Here is a 17,023-nt window from a genome sequence, read left to right on the forward strand (position 1 = left end):
CCGATCCGTATGGGATCGACCCGTTGAGCGCATCGCCGCCTTGTGGGCCGCGGTCGCAAAATTGGCCGCCAGACTAACGAATTTGGCGGAAAAACGCACTGTTACAGGGCGAACTATCCGATACACGACGTTTCTGTGTCGCGTTTACGTATCTATTTTTCCAGCTAACCGGGTTCGCACAAGGGCAAACGCGACCCAATGCCAGAAACGACAAAGGCCACCCGAAGGTGGCCTTTGTTGCTGAAACGAAAAAATCAGCCGAAGCTTACTTCTTCATTTCCCAGCCAGTCAGCTCGGCCAGGGCCTTGCCGATGTCTGCCAGCGAACGCACGGTTTTCACGCCTGCGTCTTGCAGCGCAGCGAACTTCTCGTCTGCAGTGCCTTTGCCGCCAGAGATGATTGCGCCAGCATGGCCCATGCGCTTGCCCGGAGGAGCAGTCACACCAGCAATGTAGGAAACAACCGGCTTGGTCACGTTGGCCTTGATGTAGGCTGCGGCTTCTTCTTCAGCGGAACCGCCGATCTCACCGATCATGACGATCGCTTCGGTCTTCGGGTCTTCCTGGAACAGCTTCAGGATGTCGATGAAGTTGGAGCCTGGGATCGGGTCACCGCCGATGCCGACGCAAGTCGACTGACCAAAACCGGCGTCAGTGGTCTGCTTCACGGCTTCGTAAGTCAGGGTACCGGAACGGGAAACGATACCGACCTTGCCTGGCAAGTGAATGTGACCTGGCATGATGCCGATCTTGCATTCGCCTGGAGTGATCACGCCTGGGCAGTTAGGGCCGATCAGGGTGATACCCAGTTCGTCGCACTTGACCTTGGCTTCCAGCATGTCGATGGTCGGGATGCCTTCGGTGATGCAAACGATCAGCTTGATGCCGCCGAACGCTGCTTCAAGGATGGAGTCCTTGCAGAAAGGAGCTGGAACGTAGATCACGCTGGCGGTGGCGCCAGTGGCCGCTACGGCGTCTTTCACGGTGTTGAAGACAGGCAGGCCCAGGTGTTCGGTGCCGCCCTTTCCCGGAGTTACGCCGCCAACCATCTGGGTGCCGTACTCGATGGCTTGCTGGGTGTGGAAACTACCTTGCGAACCGGTAATGCCCTGGCAGATAACCTTGGTGTCTTTGTTGATCAGGACGCTCATTATTTGCCCTCCGCAGCTTTAACGACTTGTTGAGCAGCGTCGGTCAGGCTGGTAGCAGCGATGATGTTCAAACCGCTTTCTGCCAGTACTTTAGCGCCCAGCTCAGCGTTGTTGCCTTCGAGGCGAACAACAACCGGGATTTTCACGCCGACTTCTTTCACGGCGCCGATGATGCCTTCGGCAATCATGTCGCAACGAACGATGCCGCCGAAGATGTTGACCAGTACTGCAGCGACGTTGGTGTCGGACAGGATGATCTTGAACGCTTCGGTAACGCGTTCCTTGGTAGCACCGCCGCCCACGTCGAGGAAGTTGGCTGGCTTGCCGCCGTGCAGGTTGACGATGTCCATGGTACCCATGGCCAGGCCGGCACCGTTGACCATGCAGCCAATGTTGCCTTCCAGGGCTACGTAGTTCAGTTCGAACTTGGCAGCGTGCGCTTCGCGCGGATCGTCTTGCGACGGATCGTGGAAAGTCTTCAGCTTAGGCTGACGGTACATGGCGTTGGCGTCGATGTTGATCTTGGCATCGAGGCAGTGCAGATCGCCGTCGGCCTTGATCACCAGCGGGTTCACTTCCAGCAGTGCCAGGTCGTGGTCCTGGAACAGCTTGGCCAGGCCTACGAAGATCTTGGCGAACTGAGTGACCTGCTTACCTTCCAGGCCCAGCTGGAATGCCAGCTCGCGACCCTGGAACGGCTGTGCGCCAACCAGTGGATCGATGGTGGCCTTGAGGATTTTCTCAGGGGTGTCGTGAGCGATTTTCTCGATGTCCACGCCACCTTCGGTGGAAGCCATGAACACGATGCGGCGGCTCGAACGGTCAACGACAGCGCCCAGGTACAGCTCTTTAGCGATATCAGTGCACGATTCAACCAGGATCTTGGTGACTGGCTGACCGTTGGCGTCGGTCTGGTAGGTCACCAGACGCTTGCCCAGCCACTGCTGTGCGAAGGCTTTGGCGTCTTCTTTGCTGCGAACCAGCTTGACGCCGCCCGCTTTACCGCGACCACCGGCGTGAACCTGGGCTTTGACGACCCATTCGCTGCCGCCGATTTTGTCGCAAGCTTCTGCTGCCGCTTCCGGGGTGTCTACAGCGTAGCCGGTGGATACTGGCAGGCCGTACTCAGCGAACAGCTGCTTACCCTGATACTCGTGAAGATTCATGCTTATTACCGTCTTCGTTAGGTACTGCGCATTCGGTGCTGCACCGTTGTGGTGCCGCACCACCTGTGACTGCTGCTTGCGTAGCGTTCCGGTCAACCGGTGCTGCTACGCAAGACTGCGTCCAGCGGACATTCCGCGGTGAGTCTTGCGCGCAAGGCTCACGACGGGCCGATACCGCCGTGGTTTCTTATTATCTATTAACGCTTCTTGCGGTTGGCCACGTGGATGGCGCCGCCATTCACAGCCAGGGCCGCTTCGTGCAACGCTTCGGACAGGGTCGGATGGGAGAAGACCATCATGCCCAGGTCCTCGGCGCTGGTGCCGAATTCCATACCGATCGCGCCTTGCTGGACCAGCTCGGCAGCGCTTGGGCCGATGACGTGAACGCCCAATACGCGATCCGTCTTGGCATCGGCGATGACTTTCACGAAACCACCGGTATCGTTGGCTGCCATGGCACGGCCACTGGCGGCGAACGGGAAGGTGCCGACGTTAACTTCAACGCCTTCGGCTTTCAAGGCCTGCTCGGTTTTACCAACCCATGCGATTTCCGGGTGGGTGTAGATAACCGATGGGATCAGGTCGTAGTTCATCTGGGCCTTGTGGCCTTTGATGCGCTCGACGACCATGATGCCTTCTTCGGAAGCCTTGTGGGCCAGCATCATGCCGCGAACCACGTCGCCGATGGCGAAGACGCCCGGTACGGCGGTTGCGCAATGGTCATCGACCGCGATGAAACCGCGCTCGTCGATTTCCACGCCGCAATCGGCGGACAGCAGGTCGGTGGTCACTGGACGACGGCCGACGGCCACGATCAGCTTGTCAAAGGTGATGGTCTGTTCGCCGTTGGCGTCGGTGTAGTTCACCACGACTTCGTCGCCGTTGACCTTGGAGCCGGTCACGCGGGCGCCCAGTTTGATGTCCAGGCCTTGCTTGGTCAGGGTCTTCAGCGCTTCCTTGGAAACCGCGGCGTCGGCGGCCATCAGGAAGGTGTCGAGGGCTTCGAGCACGGTCACTTCAGCGCCCAGGCGCGACCATACCGAACCCAGCTCGAGGCCGATCACGCCAGCGCCGATCACGCCCAGGCGTTTTGGCACGGTCTGGAATTCCAGGGCGCCGGTGGAATCGACGATCACGTTCTGGTCGACTGGAGCAGGCGGGATATCGATCGGACGCGAGCCTGGCGCCAGGATGACGTTTTCGGCTTCGATCACTTCAACCGAGCCGTCCGGCTTGGTCACTTCGACTTTCTTGCCCAGCAGCAGCTTGCCGTGGCCTTCGATGGAGGTCACGCCGTTGGCCTTGAACAGGGTGGCGACACCGCTGGTCAGGTTCTTGACGATGCCAGCCTTGCGGCCAACCATCGCGGCGACGTCCATTTTCACTTCACCGGTAGAGATACCGTGAACGTTGAAGCTTTCTTTCGCTTCCTTGTATTTCCAGGAGCTGTCCAGCAGCGCCTTGGAAGGAATGCAACCGACGTTCAGGCAAGTACCGCCCAAGGCCTGTTTGCCTTCCTTGTCGGTGTATTTCTCGATGCAGGCAGTGGTAAGGCCCAGTTGCGCAGCCTTGATGGCCGCTACGTAGCCACCAGGGCCCGCACCAATCACTACCACGTCGAATTTCTGAGTCATGAGTCATTCCTTTTCGAATCAAACCGGACGATCACTTGTGATGACCGTCGAGGGACGAAACCGGTTGTTTCAGCAAGAGGCCGGTCGACAGACCGGCCCTCGCGGCGAAAATCAGATATCCAGCAGCAGACGAGCCGGGTCTTCAAGCAGGTTCTTGATGGTTACCAGGAACGTCACGGCTTCTTTGCCGTCGATCAGGCGGTGATCGTAGGACAGAGCCAGGTACATCATCGGACGAATCACGACCTGACCGTTGATCGCCATCGGACGCTGCAGGATGTTGTGCATGCCCAGGATAGCCGCTTGCGGCGGGTTGACGATCGGGGTCGACATCATCGAACCGAATGTACCACCGTTGGTGATGGTGAACGTACCGCCGGTCATCTCTTCGATGGACAGCTTGCCGTCACGGGCCTTCTTGCCGAAGGTAGCGATGCCGCCTTCGATTTCGGCCAGGCTCATCAGCTCGGCGTTGCGCAGGACCGGAACCACCAGGCCACGGTCGCTGGAGACCGCAACACCGATGTCGGCGTAGCCGTGGTACACGATGTCGGAACCGTCGATCGACGCGTTGACGGCCGGGAAGCGTTTCAGCGCTTCGGTGGCAGCCTTGACGAAGAACGACATGAAGCCCAGGCGTACGCCGTTGTGGGACTTCTCGAACAGGTCCTTGTACTTCGAACGCAGGGCCATGACTTCGGTCATGTCGACTTCGTTGAACGTGGTCAGCATCGCCATGTTCGACTGGGCTTCAACCAGGCGCTCGGCGACCTTGGCACGCAGGCGGGTCATCGGAACGCGTTTTTCAACGCGGTCACCGGCAGCGAACACTGGCGCGGAAGCGGCAGGCGCGGCTGGCTTGGCCGGGGCAGCGGCTGGAGCGGCTTTCTTGGCGGCAACGGCGGCAACCACATCTTCCTTAGTCACGCGACCGCCTTTGCCGGTACCGGCAACGGAAGCGATGTTGATGCCGTTTTCTTCAGCCAGCTTGCGAGCGGCCGGAGCGGCGACTGGATCGTCTTCGCCCGAGGCAGCAGGCGCGTCGGCTTGAGCAGCAGCCGGTGCGGCAGCGGCGGCTGGAGCGGCGGCGGCAGCACCGCCCTCTTCGATGGAGCCCAGGACTTCAGCGGACAGCACGGTGTCGCCTTCGTTCTTGACGATAGCGCCCAGGACGCCGTCAGCTTCGGCCAGTACTTCCAACACGACCTTGTCGGTTTCGATGTCGACGATCAGTTCGTCGCGCTTGACCGCGTCGCCCGGTTTTTTGTGCCAGGTGGCAATGGTGCCATCGGCAACCGATTCCGGGAAAGTGGGGGCTTTGATCTCGATAGCCATTATCTGTGGTTCCTTAAATTCGGTTTCAGGTGCGCGAAGGCATTAAACGGTAAAGGCATCTTGCAGCAGCTTTTCCTGCTGCTCGGCGTGCATCGATGCATAACCACAAGCAGGTGCCGCAGACGCATCACGGCCGGCATATTCAAGGCCCAGGGCCTTGTTATGGTTGCCGATGCTGCGACGCAGGTGATGCTGGCTGCTGTACCACGCGCCTTGGTTCATCGGTTCTTCCTGACACCACACCACATGGGTGAGGTTGGTGTAAGGCGCGATGGCCTCCATCAGGTCCTCTTCCGGGAACGGGTAAAGCTGCTCGATACGCACGATGGCGATGTCTTCGCGGCCTTCGGCACGACGTTTTTCCAGCAGGTCGTAGTAGACCTTGCCGCTGCACAGGATCAGGCGGGTCACCTTCGCCGCGTCCAGGGTATCGATTTCCGAAATGACGGTCTGGAACGAGCCTTCGGCCAGGTCTTCGAGCGTGGAAATCGCCAGTTTGTGACGCAGCAACGACTTCGGTGTCAGCACGATCAGCGGCTTGCGCAGCGGACGGATGACCTGACGACGCAGCAGGTGGTAGATCTGCGCCGGGGTCGTTGGTACGCAAACCTGGACGTTGTGCTCGGCGCACAGTTGCAGGTAACGCTCCAGACGCGCCGAAGAGTGCTCCGGCCCCTGCCCTTCATAACCGTGTGGCAACAGCATGGTCAGGCCGCAGAGACGACCCCACTTGTGCTCGCCGCTGGTGATGAACTGGTCGACAACCACCTGGGCACCGTTGGCGAAGTCGCCGAACTGGGCTTCCCAGATCACCAGCGCATTCGGCTCGGTGGTGGAATAGCCATATTCGAACGCCAGGACGGCTTCTTCGGACAGCAGCGAATCGTACAGGTCGAAACGTGGCTGGCCCTTGTACAGGTGTTGCAGCGGGATGTAGGTGCTGGCGTCTTTCTGGTTGTGCAGCGCCGCGTGACGGTGCGAGAAAGTGCCGCGGCCTACGTCCTGGCCGGTGATGCGAATCGGGTGACCTTCGAACGCCAGGGTCGCGTACGCCATGGTTTCGGCGTAACCCCAGTTGATCGGCAGGCCGCCGGCTTGCATCTTCTGCCGGTCTTCGTAGATCTTCGCGACCTGACGCTGGACCACAAAGCCTTCCGGGATTTCCAGCAGCTTGGCGGACAGTTCCTGCAAGGTCTTGAGATCGAAGCGCGTGTCGTGACGAGCGGTCCAGGCGTGGCCCAGGTAAGGACGCCAGTCCACGAACAGTTCCTTGTTCGGTTCCTTGACCAGGCTCTTCACAACGTGCAGGCCGTTATCCAGGGCGTTGCGATATTCATCGACTTTTTCCTGGACGCGCTCGGCATCCAGAACACCGCTCTGGGTCAGGCGCTCGGCGTACAGCTCACGGGTGGTGCGCTGCTTGGCGATCTGCTGGTACATCAGCGGCTGGGTGCCGCTTGGCTCGTCGGCCTCGTTGTGGCCGCGACGACGGTAGCAGACCAGGTCGATCACCACGTCGCGCTTGTACTGCATGCGGTAGTCGATGGCCAGCTGGGTCACGAACAGCACGGCTTCCGGGTCATCGCCATTCACATGGAGAATCGGCGCCTGGATCATTTTCGCGACGTCGGTTGCGTACTCGGTGGAACGCGAGTCCAGCGGGTTGCTGATGGTGAAACCGACCTGGTTGTTGATGACGATGTGAACCGTACCACCGGTCTTGAAACCGCGGGTCTGGGACATCTGGAAGGTTTCCATGACCACGCCTTGACCGGCGAATGCCGCGTCACCGTGGATCGAAATCGGCAATACCTTCTCACCGGTCGGATCGTTGCGACGATCCTGACGCGCACGGACGGAACCCTCGACCACCGGGGAAACGATTTCCAGGTGGGACGGGTTGAACGCCATGGCCAAGTGGACTTCGCCACCTGTGGTCATCACGTTGGACGAGAAGCCCTGGTGATACTTCACGTCACCGGAACCCAGCTCGACCTTCTTCTTGCCTTCGAACTCGTCGAACAGCTCGCGTGGGTTCTTGCCGAAGGTGTTGACCAGTACGTTCAGGCGGCCACGGTGGGCCATGCCGATGACGACTTCCTTGGTGCCGTAGGAACCGGAGCGCTGGATCAGCTCGTCCAGCATCGGAATCAGGCTTTCGCCGCCTTCCAGGCCGAAACGCTTGGTGCCTGGGTATTTGGTGCCCAGGTATTTTTCCAAGCCTTCACCGGCGGTGACGCGCTCGAGCAAGTGGCTCTTGATGTCGGCGGAGTACGTCGGACGGCCACGAACGCTTTCCAGACGCTGCTGGAACCACTGGCGCTGCTCGGAATCGGTGATGTGCGTGAATTCAGCGCCGATGGTGCGGCAATATGTCTGCTGCAACGCTTCGTGAATTTCGCGTAGGCTCGCTTCCTCTTTGCCGATGAACAGGTCGCCGGCACGGAAGGTCGTATCAAGATCGGCATTGGTCAAGCCGTAATGAGTGATCGACAGGTCTGCAGGAGCAGGACGCTGCCACAGCCCCAGCGGGTCCAGCTGGGCTGCCTGGTGGCCACGCATCCGGTAGGCCTGGATCAGTCGCAGCACTTCAACTTGCTTCTTCTCATGCTCGGAGCTCACGCTGCCGGCGGAAACCGGTTGAGCGCGGCGCTGGTTCTTTGCCAGCAGCACGAAATGATCGCGAATCGTCGAGTGCGAAACATCGGTGGCAGAGTTACCGTCAGCCGGCAACTTCTGAAAGTAGGTGCGCCATTCTTCTGGCACAGCGTTAGGGTCGTGCAGGTAGAGCTCGTAGAGCTCTTCCACATAGGCAGCGTTACCACCGGAGAGGTGGGCACTGTTCCACATGCGCTGCATCACGCTTTCTTGCATGCTTGGTCACCCTCGATTAGGGGAACACCACCGGCGAAAACACCGAGCAAACTTGCAGAAGTCCGAGTGCAGCGACTAAAACAAGCCACTTAGGATCACGCTGATAGTCCGGGTACCAGCCCGGATGCCCCTGCTTGTCTCATTTCTTCAAAATAAGAACGACCGCTTTGTGAGCGGCTGTTCTGGTTATAGCCAGGACGTGGGTTGAAGCCCACGCCCTCGCCTCTACGGGTACAGCGGTTCTACGGGTACAGCAGCTGAATCACACGCCGTTTTGCAGCAGCATGTTACGTACGTGACCGATGGCCTTAGTCGGGTTCAGGCCTTTCGGGCAGACGTTGACGCAGTTCATGATCCCGCGGCAGCGGAATACGCTGAACGGGTCATCCAGTGCGGCCAGACGCTCGGACGTCTTGGTGTCACGGCTGTCTGCCAGGAAGCGGTACGCTTGCAGCAGGGCGGCCGGGCCCAGGAATTTGTCCGGGTTCCACCAGAAGGATGGGCACGAGGTCGAGCAGCAAGCGCACAGGATGCACTCGTACAGACCGTCGAGCTTTTCACGCTCTTCAGGGGACTGCAGACGCTCGATGGCCGGAGCCGGCGTGTCGTTCTGCAGGAATGGCTTCACCTTCTCGTATTGCTTGTAGAAGATGCTCATATCGACGACCAGGTCACGGATGACCGGCAAACCTGGCAGCGGACGAACGATCAGCTTGTTGCCCTTGACCACAGCCGACAGCGGCGTGATGCAGGCCAGGCCGTTCTTGCCGTTGATGTTCATGCCATCGGAGCCACAAACGCCCTCGCGGCACGAGCGACGATAGGAAAAACCTTCGTCCTGCTCTTTGATCAAGGCCAGCACGTCCAGCACCATCAGGTCTTTACCACCGGTATCGACCTGGAAGTCCTGCATGAACGGCGCGGCGTCCTGATCAGGGTTGTAGCGATAAACACTGACTTGCAACATAGCGGTCACCCTTAATAAGTCCGGACTTTTGGTTCGAAAGTCGGAACAGTCTTCGGCGAGAAGTTCACGGCACGCTTGGCGACGCGTTTTTCACCTGGGAAGTACAAGGTGTGGCACAGCCAGTTTTCGTCGTCACGGTCTTCGAAGTCTTCGCGGGCGTGGGCACCACGGGACTCTTTGCGCACTTCTGCGGCGATGGCGGTGGCTTCGGCCACTTCCAGCAGGTTCTGCAGCTCCAGCGCTTCGATACGCGCAGTGTTGAACGCCTGCGACTTATCGTTGATCTTCACGTTGGCGATTCGTTCACGCAATTGTGCGAGCTGGGCAATACCCTTCTGCATGTACTCGCCGGTACGGAACACACCGAAGTAGTTCTGCATGCAGCTTTGCAGCTCGCGGCGCAGGGTGGCGACGTCTTCGCCTTCGGTGCGCTCGTTGAGGCCAGCCAGACGCTTGAGGGCCACGTCGATGTCGGTGTCGCTGGCGTCGCGGTATTCGATACCGTCGGTCAGCGCTTTTTCCAAGTGCAGGCCGGCAGCGCGGCCGAACACCACCAGGTCGAGCAGCGAGTTGCCGCCCAGGCGGTTGGCACCGTGTACCGATACGCAAGCCACTTCACCCACGGCGAACAAGCCAGGGATGATTTCGTCCACGCCTTCGGCGTTCTGAGTGATTGCCTGGCCATGAATGTTGGTGGCAACGCCGCCCATCATATAGTGGCACGTTGGAACCACTGGAACCGGCGCAACGACTGGGTCGACGTGAGCGAAGGTCTTCGACAGCTCGCAGATACCCGGCAGGCGGCTGTGCAGCACTTCCTCGCCAAGGTGGTCGAGCTTGAGCATCACGTGGTCGCCATTCGGGCCACAGCCGTTGCCGGCGATGATCTCTTTAACCATCGAACGAGCCACGACGTCGCGACCGGCAAGGTCCTTGGCGTTCGGAGCATAACGCTCCATGAAACGCTCGCCGTGCTTGTTGATCAGGTAACCGCCTTCACCACGGCAGCCTTCGGTGACCAGTACACCAGCGCCGGCGATGCCGGTCGGGTGGAACTGCCACATTTCGATGTCTTGCACCGGCACGCCAGCACGCAGGGCCATGCCAACGCCGTCACCGGTGTTGATCAGGGCGTTGGTGGTGGAGGCGTAGATACGGCCTGCACCGCCGGTCGCCAATACGGTGGCTTTCGAGCGGATGTAAGTGGTTTCGCCGGTTTCGATGCAGATCGCGATCACACCGACGAACGCGCCGTCCTGGTTTTTCACCAGGTCGACGGCGTAATACTCGTTCAGGAACGTGGTGCCGGCTTTCAGGTTGCCCTGATAAAGGGTGTGCAGCAGAGCGTGACCGGTACGGTCGGACGCCGCGCAAGTACGCGCCGCCTGGCCGCCCTTGCCATAGTCCTTGGACTGGCCGCCGAACGGACGCTGGTAGATGCGGCCGGTTTCGGTACGCGAGAACGGCAGGCCCATGTGGTCCAGCTCGAACACAGCGGCCGGGCCTTCTTGACACATATATTCGATAGCGTCCTGGTCACCGATGTAGTCGGAACCCTTGACGGTATCGTACATGTGCCAGCGCCAGTCATCGTTCGGGTCGGCCGAAGCGATGGCGCAGGTGATGCCACCCTGGGCGGACACGGTATGCGAACGGGTCGGGAAAACCTTGGTGATCACGGCAGTCTTGTGACCGCCCTGTGCCAGTTGCAGCGCAGCGCGCATGCCGGCACCGCCACCACCAATGATGATGGCGTCGAAAGAAATCGTTGGAATGTTAGCCATGAATCAGATACCCCAGAGAATCTGCACACCCCAGACGAAGTAAGCGAACATCGCAACGCCGCATACTGCCTGGAAGAGGAAACGTACGGCAGTCGCCGACTTGCCGAACGCCATCTGCGTCAGGTAGTCGGTCGCGATGGTCCACATGCCGACCCAGGCGTGGGCGCCCAGTGCGACAAGTGCCAGCAGACTGAAGATACGCATCCAGTTGTTTGCAAACAGTTCATGCCATTGGGCGTAGCCCAGGCCGGGGTTGGCGACTACATATCCAATCAGAAAGATGAAATAAGCCGCGAGAACGACCGCAGACACACGCTGCGCCATCCAGTCATACAGGCCAGAACGCGAGAGGTTCGTGACGTTGGTTACCATATCCAGACTCCTGCCAGAACGATTACCACCACCGAAACGGCGATAACGATTTTCGAGCCCAGCTTGCCGCCTTCCAGCGTCTCACCGATGCCCATGTCCATGATCAAGTGGCGCACACCGGCGACCAAGTGATACAGCAAGGCGGACAGGATGCCCCAAATCACTAGCTTGGCTAGCGGACTGGTCAGACACGCTTTCACCTGACCGAAGCCTTCTTCCGAATCGAGCGACTTGTCCAATGCATAAAGCATGATGGCCAGGCTGATGAAGAGGATGACACCGGAAATACGGTGAAGAATGGACGTGTAAGCAGTGACTGGGAGTTTGATGGTCCTTAGGTCTAGGTTTACAGGTCGTTGGCTTTTCACGGCTTTTTTTTCACACTGAAGAGCCCCTAACAATCAGGGCAAAGTTGTTGGGGCGCGCACTGGTCAGGTACTCACCACCCAGGGAGTGACGACCCCCAAGAAAGCAGGCCCAAAAGCCCCTGGCGGTCGGTGGCCGAGTATAGACAGTTAGGCTACTAATGACAACGCGTTCACCTTCCCCTAATAGCGCATTGCACATATGAGGCAAAAGGCGTAAACGGCAGGCAATTTCGCGGAAAAAGTCCGGTTAAAGCCTTCTGGAGCAAGACTTTAGGCAAATTGACATTCGGATTTATCTCACTATAGTGGTGCGGGCCCTGCGTGGGGGGTCTGTCTGATGATTCCAAGCATTAATAGGAGGCCACATGGCTGACAAAAAAGCGCAGTTGATCATCGAGGGCGCAGCCCCCGTCGAGCTGCCCATTTTAACCGGCACCGTTGGTCCCGATGTAATCGACGTACGGGGCCTGACGGCCACGGGCCGTTTCACCTTTGACCCAGGTTTCATGTCGACCGCCTCGTGCGAATCGAAAATCACCTATATCGACGGCGACAACGGCATCCTGCTGCACCGCGGCTACCCGATCGAGCAACTGGCTGAAAAATCGGACTACCTGGAAACCTGCTACCTGCTGCTCAACGGCGAATTGCCGACCGCAGAGCAAAAGGCCCAGTTCGTCAGCACCGTGAAGAACCACACCATGGTTCATGAACAGTTGAAGACCTTCTTCAACGGCTTCCGTCGCGATGCCCACCCGATGGCCGTCATGTGCGGCGTTGTCGGTGCCCTCTCGGCCTTCTACCACGACTCCCTGGACATCAATAACCCCCAGCATCGCGAAATCTCCGCGATCCGCCTGGTGGCGAAGATGCCGACCCTGGCAGCCATGGTCTACAAGTACTCCATGGGCCAGCCCATGATGTACCCGCGCAACGACCTGACCTATGCAGAGAACTTCCTGCATATGATGTTCAACACCCCGTGCGAGATCAAACCGATCAGCCCGGTGCTCGCCAAGGCCATGGACCGGATCTTCATCCTCCACGCCGACCACGAGCAGAACGCCTCCACGTCCACCGTGCGCCTGGCCGGTTCGTCGGGTGCCAACCCGTTCGCCTGTATCGCCGCCGGTATCGCCGCGCTCTGGGGCCCTGCCCACGGCGGTGCCAACGAAGCGGTACTGACCATGCTCGATGAAATCGGCGATGTCTCCAACATCGACAAGTTCATCGCCAAGGCCAAGGACAAGAACGACCCGTTCAAGCTGATGGGCTTCGGTCACCGGGTCTACAAGAACCGCGACCCACGCGCCACCGTCATGAAGCAGACCTGCGACGAAGTGCTCAAGGAACTGGGGATCAAGAACGATCCGCAACTCGAACTGGCCATGCGCCTGGAAGAGATCGCCCTGACCGACCCGTACTTCATCGAGCGCTCGCTGTACCCGAACGTCGACTTCTACTCGGGGATCATCCTCAAGGCGATCGGCATTCCAACCAGCATGTTCACCGTGATCTTCGCCCTGGCGCGGACCGTGGGCTGGATCTCTCACTGGAAGGAAATGCTCTCCAGCCCGTACAAGATCGGCCGCCCACGCCAGCTGTACACCGGCTACGAGTCGCGTGACATCACCAAGCTGGAAGACCGCAAGTAAGACCTGCCTTGCGATAGGTCCCAAGCTGCACTGAAACAGCCCCCGCTTCTTATATAAGAGCGGGGGCTGTTTTGTTTATGCCTCTTTTAATCTGATCCGGTAACTGCATTGGCAGACCCGGCGCCATCGCGAGCAAGCTCGCTCTCATAGGATGAACGTGCTCCAGTGTGGGAGCGAGCTTGCTCGCGATGGGGGCAGGCCTGCCTTCCATAAACCTTACACAAAAAAATACCCCAGCCTCTCGACCGGGGTATTTCTTCAAGCACTTACCTCTGCATCAGTGGTTCACCGCCCCACTCGCCCCCAGGCCAGTCTGCGAACGCACGAACTGCGGGAAGAACAGCGCCCGCTCGTTGACGCCTTCGGCCGACTTGTCGGTAACGGAGAAGAACCAGATGCCAACGAACGCGATGATCATCGAGAACAGCGCAGGGTATTCGTACGGGAAGATCGCCTTCTCGTGACCCATGATCTGTACCCAGATGGTCGGGCCGAGCACCATCAGGCCCACGGCACTGATCAGGCCCAGCCAGCCACCGACCATGGCGCCACGGGTGGTCAGCTTCTTCCAGTACATCGAAAGCAGCAGCACCGGGAAGTTGCAGCTTGCCGCGATGGAGAACGCCAGGCCCACCATGAACGCGATGTTTTGCTTCTCGAACAGGATGCCCAGGCCGATCGCCAGCACTGCCAGGGCAATGGTGGTGATCTTCGAGACGCGAATCTCGTCCTTCTCGTTGGCCTTGCCCTTCTTGATCACGCTGGCATACAGGTCATGGGACACCGCCGAAGCACCGGCCAGGGTCAGGCCCGCTACCACCGCCAGGATGGTCGCGAACGCCACCGCCGAAATGAAGCCCAGGAAGATGCTGCCGCCAACCGCGTTGGACAGGTGCACCGCCGCCATGTTGTTGCCGCCCAGCAAGGCACCTGCCGCGTCCTTGAAGGCCGGGTTGGTGCTGACCAGCAGGATCGCGCCGAAGCCGATGATGAAGGTCAGGATGTAGAAGTAGCCGATGAAGCCAGTGGCATACAGCACGCTCTTGCGAGCTTCCTTGGCGTCGCTCACGGTGAAGAAGCGCATCAGGATGTGCGGCAGGCCAGCGGTACCGAACATCAGCGCCAGGCCAAGGGAGAAGGCCGAGATCGGATCCTTCACCAAGCCGCCGGGGCTCATGATCGCCTCGCCTTTAGGGTGAACCTTGACCGCTTCGGCGAAGAGCATGTTGAAATCGAAGTTGACGTGCTTCATCACCATCAGGGCCATGAACGACGCACCCGACAGCAACAGCACCGCCTTGATGATCTGCACCCAGGTCGTCGCCAGCATGCCGCCGAACAGTACATAGAGGCACATCAGGATGCCGACCAGGATCACCGCAACGTGGTAGTCCAGGCCGAACAGCAGCTGGATCAGCTTGCCGGCACCGACCATTTGCGCGATCAGGTAGAACGCCACCACCACCAGCGAGCCGCTGGCGGACAAGGTGCGGATCTGGGTTTGCCCGAGGCGATAGGACGCCACGTCGGCAAAGGTGTATTTACCCAGGTTACGCAGGCGCTCGGCGATCAGGAACAGGATGATTGGCCAGCCCACCAGGAAGCCGATGGAGTAGATCAGGCCATCGTAGCCGGAGGTGAATACCAGCGCGGAAATCCCAAGGAAGGACGCCGCCGACATGTAGTCGCCCGCAATCGCCAGGCCGTTCTGAAAGCCGGTGATCTTGCCGCCGGCCGCATAGTAGTCGGCCGCCGAGTTGTTTTTCTTGGAAGCCCAGTAGGTGATGTACAGGGTCGCGCCCACGAAGGCCACGAACATCAAGATAGCCGGGACGTTGAGGGGTTGTCTCTGCACGGCGCCGGTCAGGGCGTCAGCCGCCCAGGCACCCGGTGCAAATGCTGCAATGCTCAAAAGAGCCAGTAGACGCCGGATCATTGCTGAGCCTCCTTGAGAATCGCATTGTTCAGGTCGTCGAATTCGCCGTTGGCGCGTCGCACGTAGATGCCGGTCAGAACGAAGGCCGACAGAATCAAGCCAATCCCGATAGGGATACCCCAGGTGATGGTCGACTCGGGCGACATCTTGGCCCCGAGAATATGCGGCCCATAGGCGATCAGAAGAATGAAGCCGGAATACAGCCCTAGCATGATCGCCGAGAGAATCCAGGCGAACTTCTCTCGCTTTTTCACCAGCTCCTTGAAGCGCGGGCTGTTTTGAATCGAGAGGTAAATGCTGTCGTTCATTGTTTTTATCCTCGCAGCACAGATTTATTTGGTACCGCTCTACTCTATGCGGCTGAAGGCCAGATTCCAGACGACCTTAGTATTAGAACGACATGACGGTTGCGCCAGTTTTCCGCACATTTCCATACTCACCCTCCTGTGGGAGCGAGCTTGCTCGCGATAGCGGTGTGTCTGCTTGCATCTCTGTTGAATGTTGCGTCGTCATCGCGAGCAAGCTCGCTCCCACAGTGTTTTGAGGAGAATCCAGGAATCGCGGGCACAAAAAAGCCGCATGACACAACGTCATGCGGCTTTTGGAACAGTCAAACCAGGCCGATTACTTGCCGGTCCACTCCTTCACGCGGTCCGGGTGCTTGGCGACCCAATCCTTGGCGGCGGCGTCCGGCTTGGCGCCTTCCTGGATCGCCAGCATGACTTCGCCGATTTCGTCTTTCGAGGCCCACTGGAACTTCTTCAGGAATTCGGCCACTTCTGGCGCCTTGGTGCCCAATTCCTTGCTGCCGATGCTGTTCACGGTTTCAGCCGCGCCGTAGACGCCTTTCGGGTCGTCCAGGAAGCGCAGTTTCCACTTGGCGAACATCCAGTGCGGCACCCAACCGGTGACGGCGATGGACTCGTTCTTTTTCTCGGCACGGGTCAGCTCGGCGATCATGCCGGCGCCGGAACTGGCCTTGAGTTGATAGCCGGTCAGGTCGTAGTCCTTGATGGCCTGGTCGGTCTTGAGCATTACGCCTGAACCGGCGTCGATGCCAACGATGCGCTTCTTGAAGGAGTCATCGGTCTTCAGGTCTTCGAGCGACTTGGCCTTGACATACTCCGGTACGATCAGGCCGATCTTCGCGTCCTTGAAGTTGGGACCGTAGTCGACGACCTGGTCTTTGTTCTTCGTCCAGTAATCGCCATGGGTCACGGGCAGCCAGGCCGACAGCATCGCATCGAGCTTGCCGGTGGCAACGCCCTGCCACATGATCCCGGTCGCGACAGCCTGCAACTTCACATCGTAGCCAAGTTTTTGCTTGATCACTTCGGCGGCCACGTGAGTGGTCGCAACGCTGTCGGACCAACCGTCAACGTAGCCAATGCTCAGGGTTTTGGTTTCGGCGCTGGCCAAGGTGGAGCTGATCGCCAGTACCAGTGCGGCACCTGCGCCCAAGAGTCGTCGCATCTTCATCGTTACTTCCCCGAAAGTGCTGCGCCCGGCGGATGCCGAGCGGCTTCAACGTATTGTTATGGTGCCCAGCGCCCCCATCACGCTCGCCTGCAAACCGCTCCGAACGCCAGTGGAGTACTGACCGACTGATCATCAACCTGCGCCGATCTGGAACCTGCTCTGTCTGCGACGCCGAAGCAGCGAGAAACGACATCAGAAAGCCAGCAACCCATCTAACCGGTTTAGCAGGGTCATTTTCGCCCAAACTTTGCATGCCAGTACCAGGAAGCTGGCGGCTCCACTAGCCGCCTCCACGCTCCAACG

General features: G+C 59.3%; 13 protein-coding genes. 1 reads left to right on the top strand and 12 read right to left on the bottom strand.

Annotation, left to right across the window (positions count from 1 at the left end; translation table 11 throughout):
• Window positions 1-265: 265 nt before the first annotated feature.
• The 9 genes from sucD to sdhC all read right to left on the bottom strand — a co-directional run bounded on the left by sucD (window position 266) and on the right by sdhC (window position 11,650).
• On the bottom strand, window positions 266-1,150 hold the full coding sequence (sucD, locus tag DOCECA_RS15015; protein ID WP_039594137.1) for a succinate--CoA ligase subunit alpha: 885 nt from the start codon (window positions 1,148-1,150) through the stop codon (window positions 266-268).
• Entirely contained in the window at window positions 1,150-2,316 is a 1,167-nt protein-coding gene (sucC, locus tag DOCECA_RS15020; RefSeq protein WP_003179235.1) for an ADP-forming succinate--CoA ligase subunit beta, read from the bottom strand. Before sucC ends, sucD begins: the two co-directional genes overlap by 1 nt.
• A gap of 197 nt (window positions 2,317-2,513) precedes the next feature.
• Entirely contained in the window at window positions 2,514-3,950 is a 1,437-nt protein-coding gene (gene lpdA, locus DOCECA_RS15025) for a dihydrolipoyl dehydrogenase (RefSeq protein WP_434560075.1), read from the bottom strand.
• A 111-nt stretch (window positions 3,951-4,061) separates the two neighbouring features.
• A complete protein-coding gene (gene odhB / locus DOCECA_RS15030) occupies window positions 4,062-5,285 on the bottom strand; it encodes a 2-oxoglutarate dehydrogenase complex dihydrolipoyllysine-residue succinyltransferase (RefSeq protein ID WP_420766933.1) in 1,224 nt (407 codons plus the stop codon).
• A gap of 42 nt (window positions 5,286-5,327) precedes the next feature.
• A complete protein-coding gene (locus DOCECA_RS15035) occupies window positions 5,328-8,159 on the bottom strand; it encodes a 2-oxoglutarate dehydrogenase E1 component (RefSeq protein WP_420766934.1) in 2,832 nt (943 codons plus the stop codon).
• A 262-nt stretch (window positions 8,160-8,421) separates the two neighbouring features.
• The gene (locus tag DOCECA_RS15040; protein WP_039594133.1) at window positions 8,422-9,126 is read right to left on the bottom strand and encodes a succinate dehydrogenase iron-sulfur subunit; all 705 of its coding nucleotides are present in this window, start codon (window positions 9,124-9,126) and stop codon (window positions 8,422-8,424) included.
• 11 nt (window positions 9,127-9,137) lie between these two features.
• Window positions 9,138-10,910 (bottom strand): succinate dehydrogenase flavoprotein subunit, encoded by a 1,773-nt coding sequence (gene sdhA, locus DOCECA_RS15045; protein ID WP_039594132.1) that lies wholly within the window; start codon window positions 10,908-10,910, stop codon window positions 9,138-9,140.
• Between the two features lie 3 nt (window positions 10,911-10,913).
• Entirely contained in the window at window positions 10,914-11,282 is a 369-nt protein-coding gene (sdhD, locus tag DOCECA_RS15050) for a succinate dehydrogenase, hydrophobic membrane anchor protein (RefSeq protein ID WP_003179222.1), read from the bottom strand.
• Window positions 11,276-11,650, bottom strand: coding sequence for a succinate dehydrogenase, cytochrome b556 subunit (gene sdhC, locus DOCECA_RS15055; protein WP_445570749.1), 375 nt, complete (start codon window positions 11,648-11,650; stop codon window positions 11,276-11,278). The genes sdhD and sdhC overlap by 7 nt, the downstream gene beginning before the upstream one ends.
• A gap of 365 nt (window positions 11,651-12,015) precedes the next feature.
• Here sdhC and gltA point away from each other — a divergent pair, with 365 nt between their 5' ends.
• On the top strand, window positions 12,016-13,305 hold the full coding sequence (gene gltA, locus DOCECA_RS15060) for a citrate synthase (protein ID WP_003172803.1): 1,290 nt from the start codon (window positions 12,016-12,018) through the stop codon (window positions 13,303-13,305).
• A gap of 277 nt (window positions 13,306-13,582) precedes the next feature.
• On the opposite strand, the gene DOCECA_RS15065 is transcribed toward gltA, so the two are convergent.
• The 3 genes from DOCECA_RS15065 to DOCECA_RS15075 form a co-directional block, all read right to left on the bottom strand.
• Complete coding sequence (locus DOCECA_RS15065; RefSeq protein WP_434607175.1) at window positions 13,583-15,241, bottom strand: cation acetate symporter; 1,659 nt, start codon at window positions 15,239-15,241, stop codon at window positions 13,583-13,585.
• On the bottom strand, window positions 15,238-15,549 hold the full coding sequence (locus DOCECA_RS15070; RefSeq protein ID WP_420766938.1) for a DUF485 domain-containing protein: 312 nt from the start codon (window positions 15,547-15,549) through the stop codon (window positions 15,238-15,240). The genes DOCECA_RS15065 and DOCECA_RS15070 overlap by 4 nt, the downstream gene beginning before the upstream one ends.
• A 316-nt stretch (window positions 15,550-15,865) precedes the next feature.
• Window positions 15,866-16,720 carry a glycine betaine ABC transporter substrate-binding protein gene (locus DOCECA_RS15075; protein ID WP_420766939.1) on the bottom strand — a complete coding sequence of 285 codons (855 nt, stop codon included), beginning with the start codon at window positions 16,718-16,720 and terminating at the stop codon, window positions 15,866-15,868.
• Between the last annotated feature and the right edge of the window lie 303 nt (window positions 16,721-17,023).

The organism is Pseudomonas sp. E102 (genome assembly GCF_052660185.1).

Coding starts and splice junctions, on each gene's coding strand:
- sucD (WP_039594137.1), bottom strand. CDS start 1,150: ATGAGCGTCCTGATCAACAAAGACACCAAGGTTATCTGCCAGGGCATT.
- sucC (WP_003179235.1), bottom strand. CDS start 2,316: ATGAATCTTCACGAGTATCAGGGTAAGCAGCTGTTCGCTGAGTACGGC.
- lpdA (WP_434560075.1), bottom strand. CDS start 3,950: ATGACTCAGAAATTCGACGTGGTAGTGATTGGTGCGGGCCCTGGTGGC.
- odhB (WP_420766933.1), bottom strand. CDS start 5,285: ATGGCTATCGAGATCAAAGCCCCCACTTTCCCGGAATCGGTTGCCGAT.
- DOCECA_RS15035 (WP_420766934.1), bottom strand. CDS start 8,159: ATGCAAGAAAGCGTGATGCAGCGCATGTGGAACAGTGCCCACCTCTCC.
- DOCECA_RS15040 (WP_039594133.1), bottom strand. CDS start 9,126: ATGTTGCAAGTCAGTGTTTATCGCTACAACCCTGATCAGGACGCCGCG.
- sdhA (WP_039594132.1), bottom strand. CDS start 10,910: ATGGCTAACATTCCAACGATTTCTTTCGACGCCATCATCATTGGTGGT.
- sdhD (WP_003179222.1), bottom strand. CDS start 11,282: ATGGTAACCAACGTCACGAACCTCTCGCGTTCTGGCCTGTATGACTGG.
- gltA (WP_003172803.1), top strand. CDS start 12,016: ATGGCTGACAAAAAAGCGCAGTTGATCATCGAGGGCGCAGCCCCCGTC.
- DOCECA_RS15065 (WP_434607175.1), bottom strand. CDS start 15,241: ATGATCCGGCGTCTACTGGCTCTTTTGAGCATTGCAGCATTTGCACCG.
- DOCECA_RS15070 (WP_420766938.1), bottom strand. CDS start 15,549: ATGAACGACAGCATTTACCTCTCGATTCAAAACAGCCCGCGCTTCAAG.
- DOCECA_RS15075 (WP_420766939.1), bottom strand. CDS start 16,720: ATGAAGATGCGACGACTCTTGGGCGCAGGTGCCGCACTGGTACTGGCG.